The organism is Micromonospora sp. NPDC005197 (assembly GCF_040608295.1).
Lineage (GTDB): Bacteria > Actinomycetota > Actinomycetes > Mycobacteriales > Micromonosporaceae > Micromonospora.
In genome coordinates this window covers 17056-28308 of record NZ_JBEXHY010000015.1, presented here as the reverse complement: position 1 = coordinate 28308, position 11253 = coordinate 17056, and the positions used below count along the sequence as shown (strand labels likewise).

11 protein-coding genes are annotated in these 11253 nt (G+C 70.0%); 5 read left to right on the top strand and 6 right to left on the bottom strand.

All coding sequences use genetic code 11. From position 1 onward, the window contains the following. Positions 1–27 precede the first annotated feature (27 nt). From ABZU46_RS08340 to ABZU46_RS08325, 4 genes are all read left to right on the top strand, one after another. Entirely contained in the window at positions 28–1368 is a 1341-nt protein-coding gene (locus ABZU46_RS08340) for a glycosyltransferase 87 family protein (protein ID WP_354855772.1), read from the top strand. Positions 1369–1409: 41 nt separating this feature from the next. Further along, a complete protein-coding gene (locus ABZU46_RS08335; RefSeq protein WP_354855771.1) occupies positions 1410–2042 on the top strand; it encodes a phosphoribosyltransferase family protein in 633 nt (210 codons plus the stop codon). A gap of 22 nt (positions 2043–2064) precedes the next feature. Then, the gene (locus tag ABZU46_RS08330; RefSeq protein ID WP_354855770.1) at positions 2065–2448 is read left to right on the top strand and encodes a zf-TFIIB domain-containing protein; all 384 of its coding nucleotides are present in this window, start codon (positions 2065–2067) and stop codon (positions 2446–2448) included. Between the two features lie 133 nt (positions 2449–2581). Next, positions 2582–3259, top strand: a complete 678-nt coding sequence (locus ABZU46_RS08325) for a maleylpyruvate isomerase N-terminal domain-containing protein (protein ID WP_354855769.1) — start codon at positions 2582–2584, stop codon at positions 3257–3259. A gap of 43 nt (positions 3260–3302) precedes the next feature. On the opposite strand, the gene ABZU46_RS08320 is transcribed toward ABZU46_RS08325, so the two are convergent. Beyond that, positions 3303–4058, bottom strand: coding sequence for a hypothetical protein (locus ABZU46_RS08320; RefSeq protein WP_354855768.1), 756 nt, complete (start codon positions 4056–4058; stop codon positions 3303–3305). A 163-nt stretch (positions 4059–4221) separates the two neighbouring features. Beyond that, positions 4222–7062: a replicative DNA helicase gene (gene dnaB, locus ABZU46_RS08315; RefSeq protein ID WP_354855820.1), complete on the bottom strand. Its 2841-nt coding sequence runs from the start codon at positions 7060–7062 to the stop codon at positions 4222–4224. 384 nt (positions 7063–7446) lie between these two features. On the opposite strand from dnaB, the gene ABZU46_RS08310 reads away from it, so the two are divergent. Beyond that, positions 7447–9009 (top strand): hypothetical protein, encoded by a 1563-nt coding sequence (locus ABZU46_RS08310; protein WP_354855767.1) that lies wholly within the window; start codon positions 7447–7449, stop codon positions 9007–9009. A gap of 82 nt (positions 9010–9091) precedes the next feature. Here the strand turns inward: ABZU46_RS08310 and rplI are convergent, their stop codons facing one another. The 4 genes from rplI to rpsF form a co-directional block, all read right to left on the bottom strand. Then, positions 9092–9538: a 50S ribosomal protein L9 gene (gene rplI, locus ABZU46_RS08305; protein WP_007453817.1), complete on the bottom strand. Its 447-nt coding sequence runs from the start codon at positions 9536–9538 to the stop codon at positions 9092–9094. 14 nt (positions 9539–9552) lie between these two features. After that, the gene (gene rpsR / locus ABZU46_RS08300) at positions 9553–9792 is read right to left on the bottom strand and encodes a 30S ribosomal protein S18 (RefSeq protein WP_007073789.1); all 240 of its coding nucleotides are present in this window, start codon (positions 9790–9792) and stop codon (positions 9553–9555) included. Positions 9793–9833: 41 nt separating this feature from the next. After that, on the bottom strand, positions 9834–10367 hold the full coding sequence (locus tag ABZU46_RS08295; RefSeq protein WP_234582687.1) for a single-stranded DNA-binding protein: 534 nt from the start codon (positions 10365–10367) through the stop codon (positions 9834–9836). 90 nt (positions 10368–10457) lie between these two features. Next, entirely contained in the window at positions 10458–10748 is a 291-nt protein-coding gene (gene rpsF / locus ABZU46_RS08290) for a 30S ribosomal protein S6 (RefSeq protein WP_007453836.1), read from the bottom strand. Positions 10749–11253: the final 505 nt, after the last annotated feature.

Genomic DNA, 11253 nt, shown 5'->3' with positions numbered 1-11253 from the left:
GCAGCGAGGTCTGCCAGACTGGCGCCCGTGATCGCCCACGCCCCGACCGCCCGCCGCCACCGCTGGCGGACGCTCGACACCGCCGCCGGCGGGCTCGCCCTCGACCTGGGCCTCTACGCCGTGTCGGCCGTCTTCGCGGCGATCACCGCGGTCACGTCGACCCTGCCGCCACACCGCGCCTGGGGTGCGGTCGCCGCCGTCGGCTACCTGGTCACGACGCTGGCGGTGATCGTTCAACTCCTCCTGCGTCGGCGCAACCCGGCGACCCGACCGGCCGGCCTTCCGGCCCGCTGGGCGGTGACCGGTTTCGCGTGGGCGAGCACCGCGCTGCTACCCGTGCTCTGGCAGAGCGCCGAGCGGGCCACCGGACGCACCGACCGCGCGCAGGAGGAGGTGCTGGTCGTCGAGCAGGCCGGCATCCGCCTGCTGGAGCACGGCACGCCGTACCTCGGCCGAGACGCCATCGCCGCCCTGCCGGCCGGTGAACAACTGCTCGGATACACGCCGTACCAACCGGGCATGGCGTTGTTCGGCCTGCCCCGGGCACTCGCCGACACCTGGTGGACCGATGCCCGGGTGTGGTTCGCGGTGGGCACCGCGCTGGCGCTCGCCCTGGCCGTGGCCACCCTGCGCGCCGCGCGCGGCACCGTCGGCGGCCCTCTTGTCGGGGCGCGCCGGTCCGATGCCGCGCTGCTGCGGGGCGTGCAGGCCGCCACCGTCCTGCCGATCTGCGCGCTCACCCTCGCCACCGGCGGTGACGACATGCCCGTACTCGCGCTCTGCCTGCTGGCCCTCGCACTCGCCGCCGCCGGTCGGCCCGGCCGGGCCGGCCTCGCGGTCGGGTTGGCGGGCGCGCTGAAGCTGTTCGCCTGGCCGATCGCCCTGGTCCTGATCGTCTGGGGTCTGACCCGGCGAGCCGGCGCCCGGGTCGCGGCCGGCGCGATCGGGTTACCCGTCGCCGCCCTGCTCCCGGCCCTGCTGGTCGACCGCGACGCGCTGACCGAGAACGTGCTGCGCTTCCCGCTCGGGCACGGCCTGGTCACCAGCCCGGCGCAGTCTCCGTTCCCCGGTCAGCTGATCGCCGCCACGCTGCCCGGTGGCCGGCTGATCGCCGCCGCCCTGCTGGTCGCGGCCGGCGTGGCCATCGCCGTCCGACTCGCGCGCCGCCCGCCGGGCACGGCCGCCGCCACCGCGCTGATCTGCGGGTACGGACTCCTCGCCGCGATCGCGCTGATGCCCTCCACCCGATTCGGGTACCTGCTGTACCCGCTGGCCCTGCTCACCTGGGCACCCGCCCTGCACAGCCCGGACACCGCACCGACCACCCCGTGGCCCGACCGGCTGCCCGGTCGGACCACATCGGTCTAACCGGCGGGCGAAACGCCGCCGCACGGCGTACACCTGAAGGCATGACCACGTACCGCGACCGCGCCGAGGCGGGCCGGGTGCTCGCCGAGCGGCTCACCGCCCTCGTCGGCGAACCGGACACGGTCGTCCTCGGCCTCGTCCGCGGCGGCGTACCGGTGGCCCGGGTCGTCGCCGAACGGCTCGGCGCCCCCCTCGACGTGCTGGTCGTCCGCAAGCTCGGTATGCCCTGGGCCCGGGAGGTCGCCTTCGGCGCGCTCGGCCCGGCCGGGGTGCAGGTGCTCAACGACGCGATCGCCAGCCGCCTCAGCAGCGATGACATCGCCGAGGTCAGCCAGCGCGAACAGGTCGAGTTGGAGCGCCGCGAGCGGCTCTACCGGGGTGGTCGCCCACCGCTGGACCTCACCGGGCGCGTCGCCGTGATCGTCGACGACGGTCTGGCCACCGGCGCCACCGCCCGCGCCGCCGTCGAGGTCGTCCGCCGACTCGGCGCGCGCCGGGTGGTGGTGGCCGTGCCGGTCGGCGCGCAGGAGGCGTACGAACTCCTGGCGGCCGAGGCCGACCAGGTCGTCTGCGCGCAGCGCCCGTCGGATTTCGGCGCGGTGAGCGTCTACTACGACGACTTCCACGAGGTCTCCGACGACGAGGTCACCGACGCGCTCACAGCAACCGCTTAGCTCGACCAGGTACCGTCGGGTGATGAATAGCCTCACCTGTCCCAAGTGTCACGGCGAGATGCGTCAATACGAGCGCAGCGGTGTCGTCATCGACCAGTGCGGGGAGTGCCGGGGCATCTTCCTCGACCGCGGCGAGTTGGAGAAGCTGTTCGAGGCAGAGGCCAACTGGAGCCGCCAGCAGGCCGGCGGCCCGCCGCCGCAGCCCGTCCAGCAGCCGGGGGGCTACCCGCCGCCGCCCGCCCCGGCGCAGCACCAGCCCGGCTACGGCGCGGTCCCCCCGCCGCCGCCCCCGCCGCCCGTGCACGGCTACCCGCCGGCGCCTGCCTACGGTCAGCAGCACCAGGGCTACCACGGCCACTACCGGCACAAGAAGCGCAAGGGCTTCCTCGACGAGATGTTCGGCTGAGCCCGACCGCGGAGTCATCCCAGGTGACATGCCTCTGAGTCGCGGCTGTGACTCAGAGGCACGTCACTCGTGGCCCAGCCACCCACGCCGTCGATGGTTGGCGGCCGAGGTGCGTCATGCGAGGCTGCATCGCATGACCGAGATCCGGCCGGACGAGGCTCTCGCCCAGGCGTACGACGGCATCACGGCGTTGGTCGACGGCCTGGACGACGCGCGCCTGCAACGAGCGACCCGCTGCCGGGGCTGGCTCGTCGCGGACCTGCTGCTGCACGTGCTCGGCGACGCCCAGCGGGCACTCGTGGCCCTGGCCAGCCCCGTCGACGGTCCCGCCGACGTGGACGACGTGTCCTACTGGCGCGGCTTCCCGGGCGGCGATGACCAGGCCGCTCGGCACGCCTGGTGGGTCCGCCGGTCGGCGTCCGCCTTCGACCGCCCGACCGGCATCGTCCGGCTCTGGGAAGAGACCGCCCCGGCGGCGGTCCGCGCCGCCGCGTCGGCAGACCCCGAGGGGTACGTGACCACACAGGGCCACGTGCTGCGCGTACCGGATTTCCTCGCCACCCTGACCACCGAGGCCGTCGTGCACCACCTCGACCTGACGCCGGAGCTGTCGGACGCGCCGCCACCCGGCCCAACGGCGGTACGCATCGCCGTTTCCACGATGGACGGCCTGCTGAGCGACGACGCGGTCCGCCCCGCTGGATGGGACGACCAGGAGTTCCTGCTGAAGGCCACCGGGCGAATCCCGCTCACCGACCGGGACCGGGTGGAGCTTGGTGAGGCGGCGGGCTGGTTCCCCCTGCTCGGTTGAAGCCCTCGCCGCCGACGGCTCAGGACATCAAGCGGATCAGAAATCAGCGACCCAACATTATTTTCGCCGCCTCCGCCTTGCGAGCCAACGCAACTGTTGCTTCCGCATACAGCAGAGCTACGATCCTCTCGGCGGGTCCGCATGTCGTTCCGATCGTGTAGATCGTCTTGTGCGGACGAACAGAAAGGCCGTTGATGTCATGCCTTCGCAAAAATGTCACAAACGGCTCAAGCAGACGCTTGCTGCCTACCAGCCTGAATTGCGAGAACGTCGATTCGCTCGGCTTCGGTCGGCGGTAACTGCCGATTGATCCATCGCCGTCGACGACGCCACGCCAAAAGTCGCGTGATTCGTCGAGCTGTTCGCCGAGGGGACCATCGTATCTCCCCAGAGAGATCAGGCGCTCCGCCAAGCGAGCAGAGCGCACCGAAAACTGGCACGATTCATGAGTAGGGCTTGGCGCGGAGATGCTGCTGGTCGAACCCAGGAAGGTGCGCAGCGAGACAAGGTGGTCGCGGTCTCGCTGAGCGAGGCCCACCGAGATCTGCGGGAGGTGGCCCTCCCGGTACGTTACGCATCCGTCCGCGAAAAGAAACCCGAGCCAGTAGCACGCTTCCGGTGTCAGTACATCAAATGCGTCGTGTCGAAGAGTGTGCACGGTCCTGCGAAGCTCGACGCCACGGCGGACCAACAGGCCGCGCATCCCGGGCTCCGTAATGGCGAAGTATTTCGCCACCTCGGCTATAGATAGACCCTCGGTGTACTGCCTGACCGCCTCCGAGCGCTCTGGCTCGGTCAACTTTGCCCTCGACCGGGCTGGCACGCCCCGTCGTCTGAGCAGACCACGAATGGCCTGCCTGCTGACTCCGTACGAATGCGCAATTCGGATTAGAGTCTCACCGCTCCCGCACGTTCAACAACAGCCTGGATTTGCGCCGCCGACAGACGAGAAGCCGTAGTGCTCATCCGATAGCCATGTCCACGAAACGTGAGAGATGCAGCTGGGCCGCGACCGTCACCGTGTCGGTTGGCCCATTCCGATGCTTAGCAATTATGAAATCCGCCTCCCCCGCCCGCGGCGACTCCTTGTCGTAGTAGTCGTCGCGGTGCAGAAGGATGACAACGTCGGCATCCTGCTCAATTGAGCCAGATTCACGCAAATCAGACAATTGGGGGCGCTTGTCGGTGCGCTGCTCGGGGCCACGGTTCAGCTGACTCACCGCGATGACCGGGCACTCGACCTCCTTGGCCAGCAGCTTCAGACCACGGGAGAGGTCGGCGACCTCCTGCTGCCGGCTCTCGGTGCGCTTCGGCGAGGTCATCAGCTGGAGATAGTCCACGACGATCATCTTGAGGTCGTGTCGCTGCTTGAGCCGGCGGGCCTTCGCCCGGATCTCCATCAGGTTCATGCTCGGCGTGTCGTCGACGAAGAGCGGCGCCTCGCTGATCTCGCCCATGCAGCGGGCCAGCTTGGTCCAGTCGTCGTCGGAGAGCTGCCCGCTGCGTAGCACGTGCAGCGGCACCCGCGCCTCGGCCGAGAGCAGTCGCATGACGATCTCGACCTTGCTCATTTCGAGCGAGAAGATCGCGGCCGCCTGGTTGGCCCGAATCGCAGCATTTCGGGCAAAGTCCATGCTGGCCGTGCTGTTGTGGGTGGGAATCATCGCCCGGCTGGCCAGGTAGAGATGCTCGGGGTTGTCGACCGTGACGCACCGGACCGGCACACTCGGCACCGGACGAACGTCGACGATGTGCCGCGAGGTCGTCCGGACGTCGGAGGTGATACGGCGGCGTTCGACGTGCGCATCCTGCTTGCGCTTGAGCCGGAAGACGACGTCGGGGGTGGAGAAGTTCAACGTGTACGCGATCGACGACTCGCTTGTGCGGCCGCGAACCTGCTTCACGTTGACCGTGCAGCGGTAGCCGAGGCTGACGATGAGTTCGCGTACGTCCTCTGCCAGTCGCTTCGAGGTCGACGTGTACTGAAGGTTACCGGTGGGGGCGACGGTGCCGTCGGTGTCCATCAGGCCAGCCAGCAGCGCCCGGCGCTGCGCCTCGGAGGCGCGTAGGTACACATCAGGGATGTGTTTGTCCGCCGCTACCCCGATCTGACGCAGCAACCCGAGGAAGGAACCGTTGCGGTGCCGGCAGTCTGCACACCTCCTGGTCGCCGGCCTCTCAACCAACGCCCTGGTGGAAACGCCGCAGTCCGCGCAGACGCCGTGCGCCTGAGCAACCGGCGTGGGCTGCAGCAGAATGGTGTAGACCATCGGCCCGCTGGGCCGCACGGCGAAGCCGTCCGCCTCGACGTGCGTGAGCATGTCCGGATCTGCGGTGGTGAAGCGGCTGGCGCCGGTGTGCCCGTCCCCTAGCCAGGCCCCTAAGGTGTAGGACGGAACCACCAGATCGCGGTCCGGGAGTTGGAGCGGGGCGCAGTTCCGTACGGCATGGTTGAGCCGTCGGTCTGCGGTGTCAGTACGCAGCGTGGCCGCGATCTCGGCAGTGGTGACGACGCCATCATGGTCGACCCGGCTGCCTGCGTTGACCTCCCGCTCAGCCCGTTCAAGAAGCGCGTTCACCAGCGGACCGGCCGGGTAGCCGGGCGCCGTCCAGTTCCTTGTCTTGCCGTTGCGGACGATGGGGCGGGTGATCCGGCCGGTCGACCCGACCTGACGACGCGCGACCGTGTGCAGGACATGCCGGAACTCCGGCCCGACCTGCTCGAGCGTGTCGAAGAGGGTGATCGGCTGGTTTCCCGCGGCGCCGAGCGTCTCGTGGGCCGCCCGTAGGTTGGTCAGCGACGATTCGGACCAGTGCCGCGTCCGCCGCGCCGGGCTCTGGCGCCGGCTCGCTCGGGTGGTCGTCTTCCACAGGTGCTCCGCGTCCGCCACGATGACGGTGCCGTCGGAGAACTCCACCTCGTAGCAGGGACGGTCGTGCATCACGTCGAAGGCGTGTGTGACAGTGGTCGGGGAGCCGTCCGCCGCCAGTAGTTGATCGCCCGCCTTGACCTCACCCATCGTGGTCCAGCCGTCAGGGGTCGGCAGAGGGGTGTCGAGCGCGAGCGCCTTACCCAAACCAGGCCGGCCGGCCACGATGATCAACTGGCCGGCGTGCAGGCCGTTGAGCAGCCGGTCCAGGTCGGTGAAGCCGGTCGGCACACCGGTCATCATCCCGCCCTGCGCACCCACCGCCTCGATCTCGTCGAGCGTCGGCTGGAGCATGTCGGCCAGGACCGCGAAGTCCTCGCTGACCCGCCGTTCGGTGACGTCGTAGACGGCCTGCTGCGCGAGGTCCACGACGTCGTCGACGTCGCGGCTGCCGCCGCTGGCGGTGCCGTAGCCCAGTTGCACGATCTTGGTGCCGGCCTCGACCAGCCGGCGCAGCACCGCCCGCTCGCTGACGATCCGCGCGTAGTAGGCGGCGTTGGCGGCGGTGGGCACGCTGGCGATGAGGGTGTGCAGGTAGGGCGCCCCGCCAACGCGGACGAGGTCGCCGGAGTCGGCGAGTGCCGCCGCAACGGTGATCGAGTCGGCCGGCTCACCCCGGCCGTAGATGTCCAGGATGATGTCGAAGATGGTGGCGTGCACCGGCCGGTAGAAGTCGTTGGTCTTGAGGATCTCGACGACGTCGGCGATGGCGTCCTTGGAGAGCAGCATGCCGCCGAGGACGCACTGCTCGGCCGCGACGTCCTGGGGCGGGGTCTTGTCGAACTGGCCGTCCCGCTGCACGGGCGGCTGGCCGCCGCCGGGCCGTGACTCCGCCCGCCTGTCGTCGGTGACCGACACGGGTCCCCCCTCCACTGCGTCGGATCCGGTCCCAGCTCTACCGCCGGGGTACGACAGTTCTCCTCCGACCAGGCCGGTCGATCGGGGGCCATCGCGCCGGCGGTCGAGGGCCAACCATACGGACCCCGAGGTCAGCGACTCAACAAGCCCGGTGGACGGGCCTCGGGACAACCTGTGGACACCGGTGCACAAGCATGTGCGCAGGGTGTGCACAGGCTGTGGACAACGGTTGGGGAATTCTCGGCCACAAGCCGCTGAGCTGCTGAAACGCGGTCCCCAGCCTGTGGAGGAGAATATTTCGGTCGGTTCTGTGACACGATCTTCCCGTACTATCTCCAGCGAACGGCTACACCTGGACAGCGGATTACGCTTTCGGTTCAGAAGGGTCACACTCCGGCCGTGAGTTACCGGGACTGGGGACGCGGGGAGGGCAGCCCGCGCGAGCGCCCGCCGACCGCCTCGTGGGGTGAGCCCATGCTGCCCGCTCCGGTCGAGCCGTACGACGAGGACGCGCGCTATCGCACCTCCAGTCGGCGGCGCGCGCTGGACCGTGGGCAGGACGAACCGGTCGACGCCTACCTGCCGCGGTGGGCGCTGGAGTCGGGGGTTCGGCACGCCGACGGCGGTGGCCGGCACGCCGCGCCCGACGAGGACGAGGACGCGCCCGAGGACGCGCCCGAGCCCGAGTTCGAGGTCGAGCGTCCGAGTTCCGGGGGCGGCTGGCGAAGCACCGAGACGACGGGTGCCCGACGGCGTGCCGTCGAGACGGGTTGGCGTGAGCGGCCGGCGATCGGCGCGGGCCCCGATTCGGACCACACCCGGGAGTGGACGCTCGACCGACCGCAGGATGGGGGGTACGCCGGCCGTCGGCGTGCCAACGCGGCAGAGGAGGAGCCGGTCTCCGGCGCGGTCCCGGACCGTCGTCCCCGCCGTGCGCCCGTCGGCCGGCCCCAGGTGATCTGGTCCGGTGGGGACCTGGAGTCCGACCCGGCCGACGGGACGTCTCGTCCGGAGCCGAGCCGGCCGACGCGGCGCAGCCGACGGGCGGCGGAGGAGTCCTGGACGCGTCCGGCGGTGGATCCGTGGGAACGCGGATCGGAGCGGGCGGCGGAGCCGGACCCGTCGTACGCGCCCGCGGTGGACCCGTGGGACGCCTCGGGTGTGCACGCCTGGCCGCCGGCCGGCCCGGACGGCGCCGACCTGAGCGAGCAGTGGTCGCAGGCGGAGAACATCGGTGGCTGGGAGCGGTCGGACCGCACCGGCCAGTGGGAACGCTCGGCGGTCGAGGACGACCAGTGGGACCGGACGCTCCCACCCCGTTCCGACCGGTTCACGGCGGCCGAGGGGTGGTCAAGCCGGGACAACGGTTTCTGGTCCGGCACGCGGTTGTCCGGCGACGATCCGCGCTGGATGGATGCGACGACGTCGGCACCCCGGTCGCCGGTGGTGGGTTACACGGCTCCGCGACCGCGCAGTGCTCCCGTACCCCCTGATGGCGCCCGGCGTCGGTCGGACCGGCCGCCGGTCGGCGCGGCGTCGGTCCGACGGCGGGTGGAGTCGGTGGCGACGGGCGGTTGGGCGCGTCGTCTGGAGGACGACCTGCTCGACCCGGATCCCGGTGGGTCCGTCCGGCCGCTGCTCTACACCGCCGCCTGTTACCTGGTGCCGGCAGTGCTGATCTTCCTGTGGTTGCTGACGTTGGACGGGCAGGCGCCGGCCGGGTGTGTCACCGACATCAGCGGCGGTGGCTGCGACTCCGCCCGGTCACGCGCGTTGGAGTCGCTGCTGGCCGGCTCGCCGCGTTTCGGGTTGGCGCTGGTGAGCAGTCTGGTGGTGGCGGCCCTGCTGCGGCGGGTCGGCACGACGTGGCGGTCGGCCACCATCGCGCTGGCCGCCGCGGTGGTCGGCGGTGGCCTGTCCACGGTGCTGATCAGCGCGGTGACCGGTCAACCGATCGGCTGACGGCGAGCCGGGCACGCCAGGGCATGCGCGAGGGCCCGCACCGATCGCTCGGTGCGGGCCCTCGTCGTGGTGCAGCTGGTCGTCAGCCCTGAACGACGTTCAGGTTGAACGACGCGGTGACCTCGGGGTGCAGCTTGATCTTCACCGGGTAGGTGCCGGTCGACTTGATGTGACCGGGCACCTCCAGCCGGCGGCGGTCGAGGACCGGGCCGCCGGCGCCCTTGACGGCGTCGACGATCTCGGCCGAGGTGACCGAGCCGAAGAGCCGACCGCCGTCGCCGGCGCGGGCCTTCAGGTTGACCTTGAGACCCTCGAGCTGACCCTTGACCTCGTTCGCGTGGTCGAGGTCGCGGATCTCGCGGGCCGAACGGGCCCGCTTGATGACCGTGACCTGCTTTTCCGCGCCCTTGGTCCAGGCGATCGCGAAGCCCTGCGGCAGCAGGTAGTTACGGCCGAAGCCGTCCTTGACCTCGACGATGTCGCCCGGGGCACCGAGGCCGGACACTTCCTGAGTCAGGATGATCTTCATATCGGTGCCTCCTCTCAGCGGGCCGTTGCGGTGTACGGCAGCAGCGCCATCTCGCGGGCGTTCTTGACCGCGCGGGCGATCTGCCGCTGCTGCTGCGAGGTCACGCCGGTGACCCGCCGAGCGCGGATCTTGCCGCGGTCGGAGATGAACTTGCGCAGCAGCGCCGTGTCCTTGTAATCGATATAGGTGATCCCGTCCTTGTCGAGCGGGTTCACCTTCTTCTTCGGCTTGCGAAGTGCCGCAGCCTTGGCCATTGACCTTGCTCCTGGTTTGCGATCGCGGGCGCTCGGCGCCATTAGAACGGAGGCTCCTCGTCGAAGTTGCCGCCCGAACCGGCACGCGCGGGAGAGGGTGCGGCCGAAGCCCAGGGGTCGTCGAAGTTGCCTCCGCCGCCACCCTGGCCACCACCGCCGCCACCACCGAAGCCGCCGCCACCGCCACCGGAGCGGGACATCTTCTGCACCTTCGCCGTGGCGTAGCGCAGCGACGGGCCGATCTCGTCGACCTCAAGCTCGATGACGGTGCGCTTCTCGCCCTCGCGGGTCTCATAGGACCGCTGACGCAGCCGGCCCGAGACGATCACGCGGGCGCCCCGCTGCAGCGACTCGGCGACGTGCTCCGCCGCCTGACGCCACACGGTGCAAGCCAGGAAGAGCGGCTCGCCGTCCTTCCACTCATTGGTGGTCTTGTCCATGAAACGGGGCGTCGAAGCGACCCGGAACTTGGCGACCGCCGCACCGGACGGGGTGAACCGCAACTCGGGGTCATCGGTCAGGTTGCCGATGACCGTGATGGTGGTGTCTCCTGCCATGACCATCTCCTCGCGCACTCAGCGTCTCGTCGTACAGGCTCTCAGAGCCGTACGACAGAGTCGCGGAGGCTGATCCGGGCGAACCGGGTTGAATGCCGGACTGAATGCTTAGCGCATCTCCGGCCGGATGACCTTGGTGCGCAGCACGGACTCGTTCAGCCGGAGCTGACGGTCCAGCTCGGCCACGGCAGCAGGCGTAGCCTGCAGGTCGACGACGGCATAGATGCCCTCGGCCTTTTTGTTGATCTCGAACGCGAGGCGCCTGCGGCCCCACACGTCCGTCTTCTCAACCGAGCCACCCGCGGTCCGAATCACGTTCAGGTACGTGTCGAGCGACGGGGCGACGGTGCGTTCCTCGAGGCTGGGGTCGAGGATCACCATGATCTCGTAATGACGCAAGACGTGCTCACCTCCTGTGGGCTAAGCGGCCACGGTCCTTCCGTGGCAGGAGGTCGTGCGTCGCTGCCCGCACGTGCCGGGGGAACCCGGCCGGACGCGGACAACCTGACCAGGATACCCGGTCCGGACGATCATGCCCGGGGTGGTCGGGCCAGTGCCCCGGGCGTGCCGACGGGGGCCCACCACCCGACCGTCACTGGTCGGTGGCGAGCCCCCGTCAACGAGGCCGCGGAGCGTCCCGTCCGCATTCCTTGGGTGGGACCTGGGGAGGAACGACCACACCGATGAGGTTGGACCGAAGACGCCCCGCGGAGCTTTATCGTGTTGTTATCTGACGATACAACGACTCTCGTCCCTTGTCGGGGCAAAAGGCGGAATTTTCCGAGATTCTGCAACGGCGGAGATCTGGTACGTCGAGGGGTCGCCCCCGCGGTGCCGGGCCGCGCCGCGGGGATGACCTCGCTCTCGGGCCGACGAGCGCCGACTGCCATGCGCGGCGGACCCG